We start from the raw sequence: 19578 nt of genomic DNA, 5'->3' as shown, positions 1-19578 counted from the left end.
ATTTTTTGATTATTCACAATATACAACGAAAACGTATGTTCTGTAAAGAAAAAAGTACTTCATTCCTCCCACCTCTGAAGAAGTGGGCTTCCTGGAGCTCAATTCTGTGACAAAATTTAATCTAAAAAGTTCTTCTTTGATGTATCGAACGCAAACTTCGCTACAATTGCATTTACTGAATGAAGATAAGCATATACCCTTGCGAGTGATTAATTTTAAGAATTTTCAAAATATTAATTGCAAATATCACATATCATTACTATAATTTAAAAGAGGACATTGTCCCATTTTCATCTTTAAAGCTTATGGAATATATATTTATCTAAGGGGGAATGAGAAAAAAATAAACTTAAAGTTTTATATTCTATCATTTCTATACACAAAGGGGGAATTTCATGAAGTTAGCTCGTAATATTATTATCGCTCTTATTTTAGGGGTAATTATTGGTTTAGCTTTAAATTTAGCATTCCCATCAATTTTTACAGGTATTGATAAATTTTTATTCAAACCTCTAGGTACAATCTTTTTAAACCTTATGAAAATGCTTGTTGTACCAGTTGTGTTTTTCTCTATTGTTCTTGGCACCGTTGGACTTGGAGATCCAAAAAAATTAGGAAGAATTGGTGTCAAAACTATTACGTACTTCCTTACAACAACAGCAATTGCTATCATTATTGGTCTATCGCTTGCTCTTCTATTTAAACCAGGTAAGGGTGGCGGTTTTGAAGCTGAAACGGCGGGGTATCAAGCTTCTGAAGCACCACCTGTCATCGATACATTGCTAGGTATTATTCCAACTAACCCAATTCAAGCGATGGCTGAGGGAAGTATGCTACAAATTATTTTCTTTGCTGTATTCATAGGGCTTGGGTTAACATTACTTGGCGAAAAAACAAAACTTGTGAAAGAATTTGTCGAACAAATAGAGAAATTAATGATGCTACTAGTTAATATTATAATGAAATTTGCACCATTTGGAGCTTTTGGATTAATTGCCTCTGCTGTTGGAAGTCAGGGGATTCCAGCATTAAAAGCAATGGGGCTATACATGATAATTGTTATAGCTGCATTAATTATTCATTCAATCGTAATATATGGAGGGTCTATTGCTTTATTAGCAAGGAAAAGTCCAATTTGGTTCTTTAAAGGTTTTTCACCTGCTATGGTTGTTGCTTTTAGTACATCAAGCTCCACTAGTACTTTGCCTGCTTCCATGAAGGCTGCTCAAGAAAATTTAAAAGTACCTGAATCGATTAGTGGATTTGTTCAATCTCTTGGAGCAACAATAAATATGGATGGAACCGCCATAATGCAAGGTGTTGCTACGATTTTCATTGCTCAAGTTTATGGTGTCGATCTTGGTTTGAGCCAACTTCTTATAGTTGTACTAACTGCTGTTTTAGCTAGTATCGGTACCGCTGCTGTTCCTGGAGCAGGTTTAATTATGCTTGCAATGGTATTAGAATCTGTAGGTCTTCCAGTCGAAGGAATTGCACTAATTCTAGGAGTTGATCGTCTTCTTGATATGATACGAACAACTGTCAATATAACAGGAGATGCAGCTTGTGCGGTAATTATTACTAAGTCAGAAGAAAAATACTTAGTCAATGAATAGAAAAACTATTATTTAGTTAATAAAAGTAGTGTATAAAAAACTGACCAAGCATCCAGCGAATCCTTTAAAAAGTTTCTGTAAACAGATCACTCTTACAATGTAATCTATCCATACAAAAATGCCTTAGATGAAAATATAAAGCTTTCATCTAAGGCATTGTGTCATAATAATTTATGCTAATTGTTCTTTTACTTTTGAAGCAAACTCACGATATTTTGTCATCAATTCAAAGGCAATTTCTAAGCTCTCTTCCACTTTAAATGTTTTATGATCAAAACCTAGCATTTCCTTTAATATTTGATATGAGTACTCAGCATATACAATTGTCCCATCTTCTTCAATGCGATCAATACCATCAATTTTATTACTTTCCTCATTAATTTTAATAGCTTCCTCTAATGTAATACCCCCTGGTAAAGCTAATTCTGCCCCATCTTTGCTTAATAAAATTGGATATCCACCAGGTAATCCTTGTGGTGCAGGTGAATGTGTGAAAATAGGTGTTGCGCTTAATAAAGCATACATGTTTTTAATTGTAGAGTTTGCTGATACTGTAGTAAATTCTGTATCAGGTGGGTATTGCTTAATTGCATCCCAAAGTAATGTATCTGTATCGAATGTCCCTGTTACATCTTCATCATTTACAAGGACTTTTATATAGTAAGGACCTTTTTTATAACCTGCTTCTCGTGGATAAACCCACCAAACATGATGTGCTACAAGATATACTTTTACAATATCGATTGGTACACTCAGCTCACGTGAAACCTGAAGACGTACTGCTGATTCAATTAACTCAACATTTCCGATACCAATCGTTGGTGCTAAACCAACTTTAGCTAATGCAGGGTTTGTCATACATGATAATGAAGTATTGATAACATGTGTTTGAACGCCAGATTGTTGAATAGCAACCATTAATTTATATGCAAGACCTAATTGACAAGGTAACCATGCTCCTAAGCTAGCTGAACTTAGTTTTGCATAAAGATCTTTTGGTAATTGTCGGATAACATGCCAAGTTTGTAAAACGGCACAGTTAATTACTACATCTGGATTTTCGCTTTTAATAAGTTCTGCCGTTCTATCAACATCCGTTAAGTCCACTTTCTCAAAAGAAACCTTTGGGTAAAGACGAAAAACCGCTGCACCAATTAATGCATTATTAATGCGTTTGCGTGAAACTTCTTCATTCATATCACAAATTACTAATTCTGGACACTTTGGATCTCTCGCTAAGAACTCCAAAATATGTGTTCCTACTTCCCCTAATCCAAACAACATTACTTTGCTCATAATTATACCTCCTTTTTTTCAAAACACGGGACACTGTCCTGTTTTTAAATTATACATCCCTCACAGTCGGAATTCAATCACTAATTTCAAGAATTATCAGAATAATAAAGAGGTTATCACATAAATAACTACATCTAAATTTTCAATATATTAAACCTTCACAAAGCTGTTCTTTTTCTTCATTCCAGTATTTCGAACGAATACAAAGTTTACTTAAATGGAAAAAGGTGTTTACACAGCTTATTAAAATAACTGTGTGTAAACACCTTTCAACCAAATAATCTTATTTAAATTTTTCTGAGATTTTTGCTGCGTATAACTTTGCCAGATTCTCTAGTTTTATTAAACCTTCATTCTGGAATCTCTTCACTCCTGAGATAGAAAGTACAGCAATTATTTCCCCATGAGAATTACAAATAGGTACTGCAATACCAAAAGCCCCCTCCATCGGATCGTCAACACTAGTTGATATTCCCTTCCTTTTTACTTCCTTGATTTTTTCTAAGAAAACCTCAGCATCCATAATTGATTTAGACGCATATTGTATTAAAGGAGCTTTTTCCAAGTACTTTGATATTTCTTTAGGAGACTTTTGTGATAAAAAAACTTTTCCAATATTTCCATAAGTAATAGGGTGTCTTTTACCTGCTCTTGAGAAAACCCTTAAAGCATTTGTACCATCAATCGTTTCGATAATTAGTATGGAATCATTATCAATTATAGATAATTGAACTGTATCTCCTATCAAATCTCGAAGTTCTTCCATGTCTTCATAAGCTAGTTTTCTAATTTCTATATCTTTTTGTAATGACTCACTTAACTCAAGTATTTTATAGCCAAGTGCATATTTTTCCGTCACTCCATCTTGCCTCACTAAACCTCTGCTTTCTAGTGTTTGTAATGTTCTGTGTAAGGCACTTTTTGAAATATTTAATTCTTCTCCCAGCTCTCTAATACTTTTTTTATTTTCACTTTGAAGCGCTAATAATATATCTATAGCTTTTTCTACTGAAGAAACTGTAGAGGTTTTAATTTCTCCCACGTTTTTCCCTCCATTTATTAATCAATCCATTTCGCCCTGCGTAATTACGTCCGGATTTTTCACTATTTTTTTCTATTTCTATAGGTTCAAATTCTTCTGCCATTTGGATGAGAGAAGGGGTTGGATTTAATCTTTATTACTTATTTTCTCACCTTTACATTCATATTCAACATCTTCGACCAATTTATTTCTCTCTATGTTTAAAAACTTTTCACTATAGCATCAAGTACCATTAATATCGCAAGTATAAGAGCCATATAAGTACGTCTAATGCTCGTTCCCGATTTTGATTTTATTACTTTTTGATTGGTTATTTTATAGCGTTTAAATGCTCTTTTAAATACATAATAAATGGATGTTTTTCTAAATCTGATTTGCGTGTACATATAAATAAACTTTGCTGAATATCTGCCTGTTCAACATACACCCGGGCTAGCTTCCCATTTGTTATACTTTCGGTAACACTATAGGATGGCGCTAAGGTCAAACCGTACCCTGCTTCCACTACTTTAATCGATTCATGTAAGCCCTGCATTTGAAGTCCTAACTTAGGCAATGTACTGTTATAAGTGTAAAAAAACGACTCCAATAAATCGAGTGTCGAGCTACCGCGTTCTCGATAAATAAAGTCTTCATTCGATAATTCGTAAATAGGGACAGTTTGATTTGCTAAAGAATGTGATGGATGAACAACAAACCAAAACGGGATATCTACTATTTTTTCAAACTGTAAATCAGGGTGACCTATTTTATTTTGCACGACAAAACCAAAATCTACTTCATAATTAAGAACTTGCTCTTCCACAGATTTTACATTGCCTAACGACACAAAAAATTCAATGTGAGGATTAGCAAGCTTATACGCTGCAATAATAGATGGGAGTATATAGTTTATTGGTATATAGGAAGAAGCAATATGTATTTTCTCTTCCTTCGCTAAAAATTTACCGAGCTTTTCGTCAATTTGTGCTTCTAAATAAAATAAACGCATTCCCTGCTCATACAAAAACTTCCCCTCAGGCGTTAATTGAATGCCACGTCCTTTTCCTTCAATCAATTTTGCCCCTATTTCGCTCTCTAATTTCCGTATTTGAATTGTGACTGCTGGTTGACTAAGCAGCATTTTATTCGCTGCTGCAGTAATTCCTCCAAGCTTTGCTACATTCGTAAAAATCCTTAATGCATGCAAATTCATTTCATCCACACCTTTCTATCAATCAATTTCGCCTTGGCGTAATTGCGTCCGGATTTTGAATTGTGCCCACACAATTCATTCCTTTCAAAATCCGTGACATCCGCCGGAGGCTTTATCTTTCATCACTGGGTGTTCTAACACCCACTGATGAAAGATAAATTGAATTTATGAATAAGCAATTATTATATATTTGTTTTATGTATGGTTTAGCAGTAATTTAAGTGTAGAGGTGATTTGATGGAAATTTTACTACATGAATGGTTATCAGTAAATGGATTTATTTTATTTACAATTGGCTTACTCGCAGCAGTCATTGGTGTTCTTTTCGGCGCTGCAGGCTTTATTTTGTTACCCGCTATGTTACTTATTGGCATTCCGATTCATTCAACCGTAGCTGTTAATAAATTTGCGACAGGAATTTCAGCTCTATCAAATGTCGTATCGTTTATAATTAAAGGACATTTATCGTTAAAAAAATTTACATCTTTAATGATAGTCGCTAGTTTAGGTGGTGTATTTGGCGCATTTTTAGCCACTCGATTATCGGAACAAGTCATGAATGTTGTAGCTTGTGTATTCTTAATTTTCGCATTTTTTATTGTTCTTCGCAGTAATAAATTTATGGTAAAGGATCTAAAAGAAACAGAGGAACAACCAATTAATAAACTCATTCCGTTTGCAATTTCAATTTATGACGGTGGTTTTGGACCTGGCTCAGCTCTAATGAATGTAACCTATCACCTTAAAAAGCAATATACCTATATAAAAGCAGTTGAGTTAACAAGAATTATTACGTTTTCAAGTTGTACAGGTGCCTTTCTCTTTTACTACTTTACTGGCATTGTTAATTGGGGAATCGCCATTCCTGTTTCAATTGGCTCTATCGTTGGCTCGTTCTTAGGTTTAAAGATCATTCCTTATATCCAAACAAAGTGGATTCAAATTTTATTACCCATCATTTTTTTCTTGCTGATTATTCAGGTCGTATCAGATTTATTGATATAAATCACTCTACCTGTTTCTTACTAAATGGCTAAGTATCTAATACTTTCTTCGACTATTATATCTATATCCATAGCTAGGGATACTGAATGCTACAAAGGAATCTATTAAATATAAAAAATAAACAATGTTGCAATCTTAGACTAATTACTGATATTGCAACATTGTTTTCTTATTATGAATTGGTCTTTTCAATTTGATTTATTTTGTTGTTTTATACACCGCATCTGCAAGTTTTTCTGCTAGTATAACAATCTTCATATTATCTCTCTTCGTCTCTTTATACTTTTTCAAATTTCAACTCACATTACAATTCTATTTAAGTCAAAATTTCACAAAACCATCACCAACTTTTTTCCCCTTCATATTCTATAGAATCAGATCGAATTTTGAGGGGGAAATGTATGGGGATTGAATTCACAGCTCTCCATTGGATTTACGTTATTTTTATTGTGCTCATCATCGGATTTATGGTTAAACGTCGCGATACCACCCTCATATGTATTATCGGCATCTTCATACTAGCCATCGTAGCTACTGGCGATTTAACTTCGTCCATTAGTGGTGTTTTTAACAGCTTTATTTATGCCATTTCAGAGCTTTTGTCGACCATTTTAATTATCTCTATTATTGTTGCGATGAGTCGAGTATTGATGACATCGGGGATTAATGAGGTGATGATTGCTCCTTTCACTAAAATCATTAAAACTCCTGCATTAGCGTATTGGACGATTGGTCTGTTAATGATGATTATTTCTTGGTTTTTCTGGCCATCACCGGCTGTAGCACTTTTAGGGGCAGTCTTGCTACCTGTTGCTCTTCGTGCAGGCTTACCAGCACTTGGTGTGGCGATGGCGATGAATTTATTTGGTCATGGAATTGCTCTATCGAGTGATTTTGTTATACAGGGGGCTCCGAAGCTGACTGCTGATGCAGCTGGTATTCCAGTTGGTGAGGTAGTAACAGCCAGTATCCCTCTTGTCATTACTATGGGCGTTGTCACAACGTTAGTCGCCTATATTTTATTACGACGCGATATGAAACGTGGATCACTGTATTTAAATGCTACAAACGATATAGGAAAAGAAGCTGAACAAGTAACTACCGAAAACTTGCTGACACTTGGACAAAAACGCTTTTTCGCAGTTCTAATTCCAATTGCCTTTGTCCTCGATGTCATTGCCATGTCCATCTTAAAATTACAAGGTGGGGATGCCACAGCTTTAATAGGTGGAACATCCGTCTTTATACTATTGTTACTTTGCGTTGTAGCTCATAAAAACCAAGGGCTTGAGATGACAACAAGCTATTTAATTCAAGGATTCCAGTTCGGATTTAAAGTGTTTGGACCCGTTATTCCAATTGCGGCCTTCTTCTATCTAGGGGACTCAGGATTCACACAAATTATCGGAGACTACTTACCAGCCGCTTCACATGGTATCGTCAACGATCTCGGCGTTGGTCTAGCTTCTGTCGTACCATTAACAAAGGAAATTGCTGTCATTACTTTAACAGTCGTTGGCGCCATTACAGGATTAGACGGCTCTGGTTTCTCAGGCATTTCCTTAACTGGCTCCATCGGTAGTTTATTTGGCAATGCTATTGGTGGAGGTACTGCCACTTTAACAGCACTTGGGCAAATTACAGCAATTTGGGTTGGAGGTGGTACGTTAATTCCCTGGGCGTTAATTCCAGCGGCTGCGATTTGTAATGTTAGCCCATTTGAACTTGCAAGACGTAATTTATTGCCAGTATTGATTGGTCTTGTAATTACAACCATTGTGGCGGTGTTTTTGATTTAGCATTATGATTTATACGATTGTACCTTTTATGACGAGGTCTATTTTGAATGACTACGGATGAATTTAATGAACTATATATAACAAGAGATGACTTCTGTACTTTGCAGAAGTCATCTCTTTTTCTTCTAACGCTCAATATAATATTTTCGCATATTGTCATGAAACATCTGCTGTAGTTGATGTTCGCTAATACCTAAAACAAAAGCTTCACACATTATTTGTTCGACCTTCATAGAAATTTGTTGAAGGTTAACACCCTTTGCTTTAGCAGACTTTTCAATAACAACAAATGTTTTTGATTGAGGTTTTATTGCGATTATCCCCTTCTTCTGAAGCTCCTTGTAGCTTTTATGAACGGTGTGAAGATTGAGGTTCGTTTCGGCTGCTAAATCACGAATTGAGGGTAATTGGTCACCATTTTGCAAATTTCCTATCGCTATTTCAACAAGTAATTGCTGGGCTAATTGTTGATAAAAAGGAATTTTACTCCTTGAATCTATTTTTACATTCAATTGTTTACGTATCCTTTCATATTTTCCATCAAACTTTTTTGTAAATTAATGTACGGCTGTAATCCATGGAGAAACATTGAAAGACCTCATTTCATTTAAAATTTCTTTTTCGCAATGAAACTTTGCATGGTCATGATTATCAATAAAACCAATAGCAGTGTTACTACAATATTAATGCCATACCAGTTCCCCATCTCACCTGTCATTAGAATATTTGTTGCATACAAACTATTACTAGCAGGATTCACAACGTCTATGAATGGATGTAGTCCAGCGAGAAAACGACAGATTAATAGGACAACGATACTTATTAATGCAATAAAGGCAGGACTATTAAAAAATGTACTCATCATCGCCACAAATGTTATGATGAATAATAGCCAAACACAATAGAATACTAAAGCCCACAATGCTTGTGTCAGAGGAACAGTTGTAAATAAGTACGCTGAATAGCCGTAGGACATTGTATAGCCAAGAACTATGGATATAACAGCCAATATATAATGTATAATGATTTTACTATTCAAATAGGATGATATCGATACTGGCCTTGTTAGGATAAATGCCATCATACCATTTGCTTTTTCCCCTTGAATAATACTCATCGTGGCAACGACCAGAATAATAATGCCTAGTTGGTCAAATTGTGAATTTAATGTTGAGGCAAGTACCTCCCCTCCCTCAGGCTTTGCCATGGTAGGATCAATTATTATACCTTCAACCCCACCAACTGATTGTAAAATAACTGGTAAATAATACATCATAATCGGTTGAGTTAGCCCTAGTAAGATAAAGACAATCGGGAGCCAAATTATTTTATATTCTCTTGTCATCTGACTTATTTCTTTTTTACTTAATGTGATAAAAGCATTCATTCACTCACACCACCAATTCTAAAAATATTTCTTCAAGATTGTCTTGAATACCCACTTCAAATTTAGTAAACATCACTTTTGAATCCAGTCCGTGCTGTATTAGTCGATTAGCATCTGTTTCCAAATTTTCAACGTGTATTTTGAAGCCATCTCCACAGCTTTCTATTTTCTTCACATATGGTAAGCGTTCAATCATTGTTAACCATTGAAAATCTGCCTTTCGAATCATTAAAAAGATAGCTGATTCCTGATGGCGCTTAAGCAACTCTGATTTTGTAGCATCCTCTATTTTGTGACCATTTTTAATCATCACAAAGCGCTCACAAATTTCTTGTGCATCGCTCAATATATGCGTTGATAATAAAATGGTCGTTTCTTTTTTTATCTCTTTTAAGAGATTTAATACTTCTCTTCTCCCAATTGGATCTAGTGCTGATACCGGTTCATCCATAATCATTAAAGTAGGCTTATGCAATAATGCTTGCGCGATGCCAAGGCGTTGCTTCATACCACCAGAAAATGCCCCTACATGGATATGTGCTTCTTTCCCTAAGCCCACCTTTTCTAAAAGCAATGGAATTTCTTTCTGTAATTCAATTTTTGATAGGCCAGAAAGCGTCCCCATAAAGGACAATGTTTCAAATGCTGTCATCCACGAGAAAAAATTAGGATACTGAGGTAAATAACCAATTCGATGCTTCATAGATGAAATCTTTTGACCATCAAGAAGAATTTCCCCTTCATCCGCATACAAAACGTCGGCAATGATTTGAATTAACGTAGACTTCCCCGCTCCATTTGGTCCAATTAAGCCGACACACTCATTAGCATCAATAATCATTGAGAAATCATTCACAGCTGTTTTTTGTTTAAACTTTTTCGTAATATTTTTAATCTCTAAGCGCACGTTTATTTACATCCTTTCTACCAATAACGAAGTATAGAACAGAACCAATCGTATTAAAGAATAAAATAATAATTGCCCACATAAGTATGTTTTCTCTCTTTTCTCGGTGCCGGTATAAATCGAATAAAGCAACAATGATTAGAACAAACCCTACTAATACAAAAGGTAAAATGATTGGCAGTATACTTGCCCAATCAAGTTGGCTTAATTCATCAAAACCATAGTGTAATTTCATTCCTAAAACCTCCGTTCGTTATCATTATCGATAATGATAACAGAATGTGATAAAAATTTCATTACCTTTTTACTGTACATCTTCAAAAAAAATATATATTATTAATTTGAGAATGTTATCACATTGATAACATTTGATTACTACTCTTGATACCATCTCATTTTTCGGAAAGGAGGATCGTTTTATGCGTAATAAAGCAGAGGTCTTAATGCACCCTGTGAGAATGAAAATTTTACAAGCTCTGAATAAAGAAGAAGGCTTAAGCACTTTGGAGATGATCTCTGTCATTAAGGATGTACCTCAAGCTACTTTATATCGACATATCCAAATTTTAGTAGATGAAAACATTATAAAAATTGTAAAAGAGCGAAAAGTACGTTCTGTTACAGAGAAATTTTATGCATTAAATGAAGGAGCAGCAAAACTGAGTAAGGAGGATTGGACACAACTAACGATTAAACAAAAATTAAATTATGTTTCCTACTATCAATTAGCTCTATTATCTCAATATCAAAATTATTTAAATTCACTTGATGAAAAAGAAAGCACAGAAGATTTTGCAACATTTTCATTACTTGACTTGACGTTAACGAATGATCAATTTATGAACTTTGAAAATGAATTAAACGATCTAGTAACTAAATACTATAATATGGCCGACTCAACTGAAGAGACTGAGACAAAAACAATTGCTGTAAATATTATTCCAAAACCTTAAGTATTAATTCACATACAGAAATGGAGAAGATGGATGAAAAAAAGAAAATTAATTGAAAATACACGAAAATTTATTTTGATTATCATTGGAGCTGTTATCGCAGCCTATGGATTAGAGGCAGTATTAATACCGAACGATGTCATTGATGGTGGTGTGACGGGGATTAGTATTATGGGCGCACACCTCTTTGGTATTCCGTTAGGCGTGCTGCTCTTTGTATTAAATATTCCGTTTATTTTTATTGGCTACAAACAAGTAGGTAAAACTTTTGCATTTATGAGTACTGCTGGGATAGCAGCTTTATCTATTTCCACAGTCCTTTTACACGATGTAAAAACAATTTTAGGTCCAGAGGATCCCTTATTAATTGTTTTAGCTGGTGGTATGTTACTTGGTGTCGGGATCGGGATTGTCTTACGTAACGGTGGTGCTTTAGATGGCTCTGAGGTTTTATCCGTGCTACTATCACGTAAGATTCCATTTTCAGTCGGGGATATTATATTATTTATTAATGCCTTTATTTTCTTAGGGGCAAGCTTTATTTTTGGATTGGAGAGCGCATTATATTCTGCTTTAACGTACTATATTGCGAAAAACGTTATCGATATTATCCAAGATGGTTTAGAAAAATCAAAAGACGTTCGTGTTGTTAGTGCGAAGTCGGAGGAGATTGGAGATGCGATTCAAGCTCGTTTAGGACGTGGTGTTACTTATACAAAGGGTCGTGGTGGTTTTTCAAATGAACCAACTGAAATTTTAAACTGTGTTATTAACCGTATGGAAGAAAATAAGATTGTTTCGATTATTAAAGGTATCGATGAAAGTGCTTTTGTCGTCATTTCTGATGTTTCAGAAGTACGCGGTGGTAACTTCAAAAAACGTGATATCCACTAAATCAAAAGTAAATCGTTCATGAACTGCACCCCAATTGTTAGACATATCTAACAGTTGGGGTGCAGTATTTTTTATGACTTTTACAGTTGAAGATACCATTACGATGCGAACTTTGCAGAGGTCAATTGAACTAAACTAAAATAGCTAACTTTTAGAAAGAGGTGTTATCAAAACTTTAGCTTTTCTTCTACATGACACTAATGCCAATGCCCATAAATACGACTGCATAAATAATAGTAGGGCTTTCTTTTATTTTCTCTTGTTCTTCAGCCTTTCAGTTAAATCATTAAAGTCTTGGATTACTTCTCGCATTGATGATTTTTTAACTAACGAAATTCCCTTTTGAATCGATTTAGATGCTTCTTCAAATTTATTTGCTTTGATTTGGGCATCTGCAAGGCAATACCAATAAAACCAGGCGTCCATTTCTGAAATTTTTTCGTTATAAAACTTTTCGATGATTGGATAGTATTTGGCATATAATTCTTCATCATACACCAACTTTTCACCATTCCATTTTAGTACATCGACTAAATAACTATCACCAATATACATTTGCCAAACAGCTATTCCGACTTTTTGTTTTCCATTTACAAAGTCAATTTTATGATAAGGAACATCAGCAATTTTTTTCAATGTGTTATCAACCCATTGAAAAACTTGAAGTTCACTTCCTATTGCTGCACCAATTGTCACACCGAATAAATATTCTTTTGTGCCATCGCCAGTAATATCTGCTAAACCCGAAAAATCCAAATCTACTCCTTGATTTTTTATTTCCCAAATTTTTCGCCAATCAGTATTGTCATTTTTTAGCACTATTGATCCAAACTGAGTAGGTTGATCCTTTGCTTTAATTTCATAAGTAAAGATTATTTCTTTCTGTCCATCGTGGTTAAAGTCGTAAAGTTGAATTGACTGTGTGGAGAAAGGATTTTCAGGACTAATAAGAGACGCGTTCTCCGGTATAAATCTCCTAACGATTTTCATTAGGTCTTTTTTCTGATCCTCGTTAGCGTGAACAACTATCGAAATAACGTTAACTGCCACGAGTGACAATAATGTAAGTAGCATTATTTTCTTCATCAACATGTCCCCTCTTTTTACCAGAGATCAAAGATTATAATTCCCATGTAGTATGGGCTTATTTAGAAAAGTAATGCTTCAACAAACTTGCCCTGATAGCTAACATTTCATAAATTTTGTACAATCATCGAAGTACAACAAAAAAATCGAATACCTATATATTAAGATGGACTTGCCCTATTTTCTGCATTTTCTTGCTAAGTAGCTATCTTGCTATTGCGTTTTAGAAAGGGAATTAGATATGGTTAAGTAAGTTGTTTCTATAAAGGAAGTATGTCTTATTTTTAAACTGCCGCTGCACATACTAGCAATAAAGCAGACTCAAATCCCAACTTGGTTTATTTATCGTAATGACGAAGTACAATCACCTGCGCTAAAATATTTTTTAGAGACGATTGATGCATACGACTATCCGTCGATTTGAAGATTCTATCCTTCACTTTGTAGGCACTAACGGTTACTTGGGGAATTTTATCCGTCTCTCTAAAAAGAAGAGACTGGGACATAACTAGCTGATATTACAGAAAAAAGAGAAATCGATGCTGTTTGATTTCTCTTTTTCTATGTTAATGACAGTATATATCCGGAGATTTACTGTCTCGAGAACTTTTGATTGTTTATCAACTAACTTTTTCGATTTATCGACCAACTTTTTTAATTTATCAACCAACTTTCGAAAAATATCGACATCTACCTTCATGAAACACTATCTGATTGCATTGATAATTTGCATCGCTTATGACATAAGTATATTTTAAGGTTAAAAATTCAACATCAAAAAAGCGTGAGAAATCAACTTTCTAAATTGTTTTCTCGCGCTTTTTAGGTTTTGGCCAGTTTTGTCCCAGCCACTTTTTAGGCAAATTAATTTTCTGCAACAATAGCAGAATTGATTGCCGATTCTTTTTAAATTTCTTACTATAATGAGGCGTTTGATTGACAAGCTTTCCTCATATTTTCATATAGCCTATCTTTTGACGATTTATCTAATTTCCTTTAGGCTTAATTTAAAACGTTTATACAAAGGAGTATTATATGGATATATTTATCGCAAGTAATCGCCAACTACCTATTCGTTATTACGTCAATGAAGCGATTTGGATTCGTCGCGGTGGCTGTACACAACATCCTCAAATGACATTACCGTTTTTTGTCGAGGTTGAAATTAAAAACAGTGTAAACTTAAAAATAATAATCGAATATATTTATGAATTTCAACGACAGTACAAACAGACCGAAATTCAACTACTAATAAAAGACATAAATATTTTAGCTACTATCGAAGAGAAACTTACTAACAATACGTTAACCAATCACACCATCACGATTCAGCAGTTGTAATCGGTAACACAATAATAAACTGCAACATATTATCTGCATATTTTGCATCTATTTTGCCTCCGTGCAGTTCAATAATATTCTTAGCAATTGCAAGTCCAAGCCCTGAACCTTCTGCAACGCTTGTTCTAGATTGGTCCTTTTTATAAAATCGCTCAAATAGGTTCATGAGTTCTTCGGATGTAAATTCATCACTTTCATTTGCAACTCTGATATGAATATTACTTTCCTTTCTTTCAAGGGAAACAAAAATCTTACCATCGCCAGTACTATATTTAATGGCATTTACTAATAAATTATCAAAAACCCTGACAATTTTTTCCGAATCAACCGTAGCAAAGATGCGTTCCTCTGAGAAATTTTTTATAAATGAACGATGATTTTCCTCTGCCTGCGGGATTAACTCCTCAATTAATTGAACGAGAAGTTCATTGATACATACTTTTTGTTGCTCAAGAACAATGCTTTCATTCGTTAGTTTCGTATATTCAAATAAATCATCAATCAGATTTTTTAATTGTTCAGATTTTGAAAAAGCAATCTTTAGATACTCATCATACTGCTCCTTTGTGTCATACCTCTCTTCACTTAACAATCGTAAATAACCCATAATCGAGGTAAGCGGTGTCCGTAAGTCGTGTGATACATTGGTGATTAATTCATTTTTTTGTTTTTCAATTTTTCGCTCCATTTCAATACTTGTCATAATTGCTTCAGCCATATGATTTACATTGTCTGTTAATACAGCAATCTCATCCTGCCCTTTTTTCTTAATGCGATAGTTTAAATTCCCTTTAGCGATTTCCATAACCCCCTCCGCTAACGCCTCAATTTGTTTCATTTTTCGTTTCGTTATATAGAGGAATGAAAAGGTAAATACAATAATTGCACTAAACAATGGGATAAGGCCCTCTTTCGAACTTGCGATAACCATCCCCTCTGGAATACCACTGACAAACAAATATAAGTTTTTATCTTCTATAATTAAAGGATAAAATGCAATGTATTCTTGCCTCAATTGCTCGATTTCCGGTATCTCATAATTATAGAGTGGATGGTTAATCGCAAAATCCATTACATTCCGAATCTTATAATGTAAATTAATTTGTTCCTCTTCTACTTGCTTTGTTTTGTATAAAACCTTCCCGTTCTCATCGGTCACGATTACTTTTAATGCACTCTGTTTCATATCAAGTTTAAAATTTTCTGATTCAATCATCTGTTGTATTGCTTCTAAATTATTAACATTGCTAGCTAGATCTGCGACACGCTGCGCTTGATCATTTATTTCCTGCATCCCTTGACTATAATCAATCTTAACTGTTTGGTTGATATTCAAAGCAATTGAAAGTCCGGCTTTTGCTCCAAGTAAACCTAAAAATGCACACAGAATAAAAGTCGTCAATAATTGAATTCTAATGCTTTGCCGAACTTCTGTTATAGCAGTTACAATGAGCATTTTAAGTTTGTTTACTATGAAAAGTAATGGCTTAATGATCTTTCTCAATTTTATACCCTACTCCCCATACGGTTTTAATATATTGAGGATTTCTTGGATTTGTCTCAATTCTTTCTCGAATTTTACGAATATGTACCATGACCGTATTTTCAGACTGTATAGCTTCTTCCTTCCAAACCCTTTCATAAATTTGCTCAGCACTCATGACCATTCCTTGGTTTCTTGCAAGTAATTCAAGTACTGAAAACTCCCTCGGCGTAAGCTTAACTTTTTCATTGTTAACGATTACTTCATGCGTTGCAGTATTAATTCGTATATCGCCAATTTCTATCTCGTTTTCGTTCATCGTATCAAGTCGATTCATGTTGATGTATCTACGAAGCTGAGATTTGATACGAGCAATTAGCTCTAAAGGGTTAAATGGCTTTGTTACATAGTCATCCGCCCCTAAAGTTAATCCAACGATTTTATCCATATCCTGCGTTTTTGCCGACAGCATAATAATTGGCATCTCTGCTTCTTCCCTTACTTTCATACACATCTCAATACCATCTACATTCGGCATCATAATATCTAGAACAATTAAATGTACTTTATGTTTCTTTAAAAGATTAAGACCTTCCTCTCCATCGCATGCCTCTAGTACATCAAAGCCTTCATTTTTTAAATAAATGGCAATAAGATTTCTAATCTCTTTTTCATCATCAACAATAAGAATGGTTTCTTTACTCATCTAATCCCACCAATATTTCAAATTTCCAATATTTATTGTTCCTAATTTTAACTACTTTTTTAATTTTCGTATATAAAAATAATAAAAGCACCATACAATAGCGACGAAAATCCCAAAATATATACCATATCTTGTAGCAAGAGTAGAAATATATTCCATATTATTTCCAAAAAACAAACCAAGTGTAAAGTAAATCAATGTCCAAACAAAACCTGTTGTGTAGGAATACAGCGCATATTTTTTAAATGACATGTTGTTCATACCAACTAAGTAAGGAATTACGTGTCTTACGAATGGTATAAAATAGCTTATGACTAAAGCAAAATGCCCGAACCTATTTATTAGTTCTTTTGACTTCAATAAATGTTTAGCATTTTTCTTCTTTACCAATTTATCAAGTATTTTATGACCAAACACTTTACCAAGGACATAACCTAAGGAAAGTCCTGACACTACACCTAAATACGTTAATATAAATGCTTTTAACACACTCATTTTTTCTAACGATGATAGAAATCCACCACTCATAACAATCATCTCATCAGGAAGCGGCATACCCACTATTCCTAGCCATAAGCTGAAAAATAAAGCAAAATAACCATACTGCTCAATAAATGATAAAAGATCCTGTAACTCCATTAACTAGCCCTCTTATTTCCTAGTTTACAGCTCAGCACATAAGCTGGCGGAAGGTTAACCCACACTTTTTCATGTGAAATGTTCTCAAAAAATTGTTGAATAAAGGATTTCCTTGCAAGTGAATATTGGAATGTAATAAATTCTCCGTCCTCTAAGCAATCCTTTACATTATGTAAAATTCGTGATGAAACGGCAGGATTCAAAGATGTAAAAGGTAAACCAGATACGATATAGTCAATTGTTTCGATATTTAATGCTGCCATATACGTGCATAAATTCTCAGCGGATCCATGTATAACGATTACACTCGGCTCATGCTCAAATTGTTGACGTAGCCTTTCACAAAAAATCTCATTATATTCAATAAGAATTAGCTTTGTTGACGGTTCTTTTCTTTTCATTAACTCTTTCGTAAAAGAGCCTGTGCCTGGGCCAAGTTCAACAATACATTGGGCTTTCTCAAAGCAAATCGTTTCAACCATTTTTTTTGCTAATTTTTTAGAACTAGGTGAAATGGCGCCTATATTTTTTGGGTTTTTTATAAATTCAGTAATAAACGTTATAAATTGCATTATTTTTTCTCCGATCGCATGTAATATTTGGTTAATTTAAATATAACGTCCATTTCTTAAAGAATTAAGAGGGGATTTCTTAAATTTTTCTTAAGAACTTACATTATTTAATTGATTCTGATAACTTTAGTTTATATAAATTAAAAAGTCACTCATTTTTAAAGTGAGTGACTTAGCTTCGGTTAATATAAAAGCGATTTCTTCAAGTTCGAATTCGTCTCGATTTAAGTACTTGAGTTCTTTCTTTTTTGTTGGTGTTTTTGTTTTAGTTGCCATTCTTACCTCCCCTTGATAAACAGATTTAATTTTTTATCTGTCTCTCTAATAGGAAGCGTATCAATAAGTATAGTTGGTCTTCGATTTAGTTGTATTAATTAAAAACGCCATAAACTCCTAAGTTTTTTTGCAAATTTGCAACATATATGTTGACTCAATTTAGCCAAGTAGTCTACAATGTAATTAACTAGAAGGGCTTGGTCATTTCGAAGGCTTACGTTTTACGTGAGCTACTCACGTAGGAATGACGGGGCCCATTTTTTTATGCTTTGATACATATTGTTTGTTTTCAACTCTATTACCAGGAGCAAATTTCCAATGCCTGTATGGATGTTTCCACAAATTTTCTACATCATCTTGCTTTCCAGTTGATTCCCCTATGTTGAAATGAGGATATATTTCTCTTATGTGAGCGTTTATATATTTGTATAACTTTTCTTTTGCTATTGTTCGTTTTCCACGATTTCTTTGACCTTTTGGTTTTGCTTTGTGTTTTTCATTTAACCTAAATTCCATAGAACCTAAAATAAGATCTAAACACTGAAGTATAATGTGATGATGTGATACCGCCTCTGCTATGTCGTCTTTACTATGGATAAATAAATTTGCATCTTTAAAAAAATCTTGATATTGCAAATTAAAAATATAGTCTTTAAATTTTTGATTTTTTTCTTTAGTATCGGGTAATTGATCAAAGAATGGATAAATAGAGATTGGTTCTCCTGTTGTATTCGAATATTTCAATCCAAATGCATGTTTAAAAAATTGATAATACAATAAAAAGTATTCATTATCCCTTTGCTCTTTTGTTAAACCTACTGGAATAAAAGCATTATGTGTAAACATAATTCTGATTTTAATTTTATCTTGTTTTACGAGATCAAAGACCGCATCTACTAAAGATTTGTATTTTTCTAAATAATTAGCGGTTACCTTTTGCCACTTTACTTCACCATTTATATTCAATTCAGAAATTTTATTTTCCAAAATTGTTTTTACTTCTTGCAAATGAATAGATCTTACTAATGCGCCACCATAAAAATTACTGTAGTATTCTCCGTTTTTTACTGATTCATCACAATAAATAATATACTGCATACTTTATCACCCTCATTCGACTTTTTGCGCAACAATTAGTCATTTCGTACTATTTTATATACACACTTCAAAATACACTAAAGTTATTTAAAGACTGAAAGGTAATTATAGATATTATACCTATCTATTGGAGAAATGACCAAAAAAGTAATGAAAAACTTTTTAGTCCGAGTTAATTTCATATTTCTAATCCCTTAGGTATCAAGGATTACTTCTAAACAACATAAATATAAATGCTAATTTAAATATGTACATTCCTGCTTGAATAACGATGTACAAAAAT

The 19578-nt window shown here is 33.8% G+C and carries 20 protein-coding genes; 6 read left to right on the top strand and 14 right to left on the bottom strand.

The genetic code is table 11. The features are described 5' to 3' along the window. The first annotated feature begins 395 nt into the window (after window positions 1-395). A complete protein-coding gene (locus QRN68_RS20205) occupies window positions 396-1616 on the top strand; it encodes a dicarboxylate/amino acid:cation symporter (RefSeq protein ID WP_285398740.1) in 1221 nt (406 codons plus the stop codon). A gap of 171 nt (window positions 1617-1787) precedes the next feature. Here QRN68_RS20205 and QRN68_RS20200 read toward each other — a convergent pair whose 3' ends face one another. The 3 genes from QRN68_RS20200 to QRN68_RS20190 all read right to left on the bottom strand — a co-directional run bounded on the left by QRN68_RS20200 (window position 1788) and on the right by QRN68_RS20190 (window position 5149). After that, window positions 1788-2912, bottom strand: a complete 1125-nt coding sequence (locus QRN68_RS20200) for a saccharopine dehydrogenase NADP-binding domain-containing protein (protein ID WP_285398739.1) — start codon at window positions 2910-2912, stop codon at window positions 1788-1790. A gap of 283 nt (window positions 2913-3195) precedes the next feature. Continuing rightward, entirely contained in the window at window positions 3196-3954 is a 759-nt protein-coding gene (locus QRN68_RS20195; RefSeq protein WP_285398738.1) for an IclR family transcriptional regulator, read from the bottom strand. Window positions 3955-4264: 310 nt separating this feature from the next. Beyond that, entirely contained in the window at window positions 4265-5149 is an 885-nt protein-coding gene (locus tag QRN68_RS20190; protein ID WP_285398736.1) for a LysR family transcriptional regulator, read from the bottom strand. Between the two features lie 237 nt (window positions 5150-5386). On the opposite strand from QRN68_RS20190, the gene QRN68_RS20185 reads away from it, so the two are divergent. Both QRN68_RS20185 and QRN68_RS20180 read left to right on the top strand, forming a co-directional pair. Next, the gene (locus QRN68_RS20185) at window positions 5387-6154 is read left to right on the top strand and encodes a sulfite exporter TauE/SafE family protein (RefSeq protein WP_285398735.1); all 768 of its coding nucleotides are present in this window, start codon (window positions 5387-5389) and stop codon (window positions 6152-6154) included. A 401-nt stretch (window positions 6155-6555) separates the two neighbouring features. Continuing rightward, window positions 6556-7953, top strand: a complete 1398-nt coding sequence (locus QRN68_RS20180) for a hypothetical protein (RefSeq protein ID WP_285398734.1) — start codon at window positions 6556-6558, stop codon at window positions 7951-7953. Between the two features lie 125 nt (window positions 7954-8078). On the opposite strand, the gene QRN68_RS20175 is transcribed toward QRN68_RS20180, so the two are convergent. From QRN68_RS20175 to QRN68_RS20160, 4 genes are all read right to left on the bottom strand, one after another. Beyond that, the gene (locus tag QRN68_RS20175) at window positions 8079-8465 is read right to left on the bottom strand and encodes a GntR family transcriptional regulator (protein WP_285398733.1); all 387 of its coding nucleotides are present in this window, start codon (window positions 8463-8465) and stop codon (window positions 8079-8081) included. Between the two features lie 95 nt (window positions 8466-8560). Continuing rightward, window positions 8561-9340: an ABC transporter permease gene (locus tag QRN68_RS20170; protein ID WP_285398731.1), complete on the bottom strand. Its 780-nt coding sequence runs from the start codon at window positions 9338-9340 to the stop codon at window positions 8561-8563. A gap of 4 nt (window positions 9341-9344) precedes the next feature. Beyond that, a complete protein-coding gene (locus tag QRN68_RS20165) occupies window positions 9345-10247 on the bottom strand; it encodes an ABC transporter ATP-binding protein (RefSeq protein WP_285398729.1) in 903 nt (300 codons plus the stop codon). Continuing rightward, complete coding sequence (locus QRN68_RS20160; RefSeq protein ID WP_285398727.1) at window positions 10231-10482, bottom strand: PLD nuclease N-terminal domain-containing protein; 252 nt, start codon at window positions 10480-10482, stop codon at window positions 10231-10233. Before QRN68_RS20160 ends, QRN68_RS20165 begins: the two co-directional genes overlap by 17 nt. Before the next feature lie 184 nt (window positions 10483-10666). Here QRN68_RS20160 and QRN68_RS20155 point away from each other — a divergent pair, with 184 nt between their 5' ends. Then, a complete protein-coding gene (locus tag QRN68_RS20155) occupies window positions 10667-11200 on the top strand; it encodes a transcriptional regulator (protein WP_285398725.1) in 534 nt (177 codons plus the stop codon). A gap of 33 nt (window positions 11201-11233) precedes the next feature. Beyond that, window positions 11234-12094: a YitT family protein gene (locus QRN68_RS20150; protein WP_285398723.1), complete on the top strand. Its 861-nt coding sequence runs from the start codon at window positions 11234-11236 to the stop codon at window positions 12092-12094. Window positions 12095-12343: 249 nt separating this feature from the next. On the opposite strand, the gene QRN68_RS20145 is transcribed toward QRN68_RS20150, so the two are convergent. After that, window positions 12344-13180: a hypothetical protein gene (locus QRN68_RS20145; RefSeq protein ID WP_285398722.1), complete on the bottom strand. Its 837-nt coding sequence runs from the start codon at window positions 13178-13180 to the stop codon at window positions 12344-12346. A 1035-nt stretch (window positions 13181-14215) separates the two neighbouring features. Here QRN68_RS20145 and QRN68_RS20140 point away from each other — a divergent pair. Then, on the top strand, window positions 14216-14521 hold the full coding sequence (locus QRN68_RS20140; protein ID WP_285398721.1) for a hypothetical protein: 306 nt from the start codon (window positions 14216-14218) through the stop codon (window positions 14519-14521). Here the strand turns inward: QRN68_RS20140 and QRN68_RS20135 are convergent. The 6 genes from QRN68_RS20135 to QRN68_RS20110 all read right to left on the bottom strand — a co-directional run bounded on the left by QRN68_RS20135 (window position 14502) and on the right by QRN68_RS20110 (window position 19295). After that, complete coding sequence (locus QRN68_RS20135) at window positions 14502-16025, bottom strand: sensor histidine kinase (protein ID WP_481817477.1); 1524 nt, start codon at window positions 16023-16025, stop codon at window positions 14502-14504. The genes QRN68_RS20140 and QRN68_RS20135 overlap by 20 nt on opposite strands. Further along, on the bottom strand, window positions 16009-16710 hold the full coding sequence (locus tag QRN68_RS20130) for a response regulator transcription factor (protein WP_285398720.1): 702 nt from the start codon (window positions 16708-16710) through the stop codon (window positions 16009-16011). Before QRN68_RS20130 ends, QRN68_RS20135 begins: the two co-directional genes overlap by 17 nt. A gap of 51 nt (window positions 16711-16761) precedes the next feature. After that, on the bottom strand, window positions 16762-17349 hold the full coding sequence (locus QRN68_RS20125; RefSeq protein ID WP_285398719.1) for a DedA family protein: 588 nt from the start codon (window positions 17347-17349) through the stop codon (window positions 16762-16764). After that, window positions 17349-17921 carry a class I SAM-dependent methyltransferase gene (locus QRN68_RS20120; protein ID WP_285398718.1) on the bottom strand — a complete coding sequence of 191 codons (573 nt, stop codon included), beginning with the start codon at window positions 17919-17921 and terminating at the stop codon, window positions 17349-17351. The genes QRN68_RS20125 and QRN68_RS20120 overlap by 1 nt, the downstream gene beginning before the upstream one ends. A 126-nt stretch (window positions 17922-18047) precedes the next feature. Continuing rightward, the gene (locus QRN68_RS20115) at window positions 18048-18197 is read right to left on the bottom strand and encodes a hypothetical protein (RefSeq protein WP_285398717.1); all 150 of its coding nucleotides are present in this window, start codon (window positions 18195-18197) and stop codon (window positions 18048-18050) included. 234 nt (window positions 18198-18431) lie between these two features. After that, complete coding sequence (locus QRN68_RS20110) at window positions 18432-19295, bottom strand: DUF3800 domain-containing protein (protein ID WP_285398716.1); 864 nt, start codon at window positions 19293-19295, stop codon at window positions 18432-18434. Window positions 19296-19578 lie beyond the last annotated feature (283 nt).

The organism is Lysinibacillus sp. fls2-241-R2A-57 (assembly GCF_030209535.1).
In the GTDB taxonomy this organism is placed as follows: Bacteria; Bacillota; Bacilli; order Bacillales_A; family Planococcaceae; genus Lysinibacillus.
Note: the sequence above shows the minus strand (reverse complement) of the source record. Positions and strands in the feature narration are given on the sequence as shown.

What these genes read in the sequence shown, in the direction of transcription:
- QRN68_RS20205 (WP_285398740.1), top strand. Translation starts at nt 396, where the DNA reads ATGAAGTTAGCTCGTAATATTATTATCGCTCTTATTTTAGGGGTAATT.
- QRN68_RS20200 (WP_285398739.1), bottom strand. Translation starts at nt 2,912, where the DNA reads ATGAGCAAAGTAATGTTGTTTGGATTAGGGGAAGTAGGAACACATATT.
- QRN68_RS20190 (WP_285398736.1), bottom strand. Translation starts at nt 5,149, where the DNA reads ATGAATTTGCATGCATTAAGGATTTTTACGAATGTAGCAAAGCTTGGA.
- QRN68_RS20185 (WP_285398735.1), top strand. Translation starts at nt 5,387, where the DNA reads ATGGAAATTTTACTACATGAATGGTTATCAGTAAATGGATTTATTTTA.
- QRN68_RS20180 (WP_285398734.1), top strand. Translation starts at nt 6,556, where the DNA reads ATGGGGATTGAATTCACAGCTCTCCATTGGATTTACGTTATTTTTATT.
- QRN68_RS20170 (WP_285398731.1), bottom strand. Translation starts at nt 9,340, where the DNA reads ATGAATGCTTTTATCACATTAAGTAAAAAAGAAATAAGTCAGATGACA.
- QRN68_RS20160 (WP_285398727.1), bottom strand. Translation starts at nt 10,482, where the DNA reads ATGAAATTACACTATGGTTTTGATGAATTAAGCCAACTTGATTGGGCA.
- QRN68_RS20155 (WP_285398725.1), top strand. Translation starts at nt 10,667, where the DNA reads ATGCGTAATAAAGCAGAGGTCTTAATGCACCCTGTGAGAATGAAAATT.
- QRN68_RS20150 (WP_285398723.1), top strand. Translation starts at nt 11,234, where the DNA reads ATGAAAAAAAGAAAATTAATTGAAAATACACGAAAATTTATTTTGATT.
- QRN68_RS20145 (WP_285398722.1), bottom strand. Translation starts at nt 13,180, where the DNA reads ATGAAGAAAATAATGCTACTTACATTATTGTCACTCGTGGCAGTTAAC.
- QRN68_RS20140 (WP_285398721.1), top strand. Translation starts at nt 14,216, where the DNA reads ATGGATATATTTATCGCAAGTAATCGCCAACTACCTATTCGTTATTAC.
- QRN68_RS20130 (WP_285398720.1), bottom strand. Translation starts at nt 16,710, where the DNA reads ATGAGTAAAGAAACCATTCTTATTGTTGATGATGAAAAAGAGATTAGA.
- QRN68_RS20125 (WP_285398719.1), bottom strand. Translation starts at nt 17,349, where the DNA reads ATGGAGTTACAGGATCTTTTATCATTTATTGAGCAGTATGGTTATTTT.
- QRN68_RS20120 (WP_285398718.1), bottom strand. Translation starts at nt 17,921, where the DNA reads ATGCAATTTATAACGTTTATTACTGAATTTATAAAAAACCCAAAAAAT.
- QRN68_RS20115 (WP_285398717.1), bottom strand. Translation starts at nt 18,197, where the DNA reads ATGGCAACTAAAACAAAAACACCAACAAAAAAGAAAGAACTCAAGTAC.
- QRN68_RS20110 (WP_285398716.1), bottom strand. Translation starts at nt 19,295, where the DNA reads ATGCAGTATATTATTTATTGTGATGAATCAGTAAAAAACGGAGAATAC.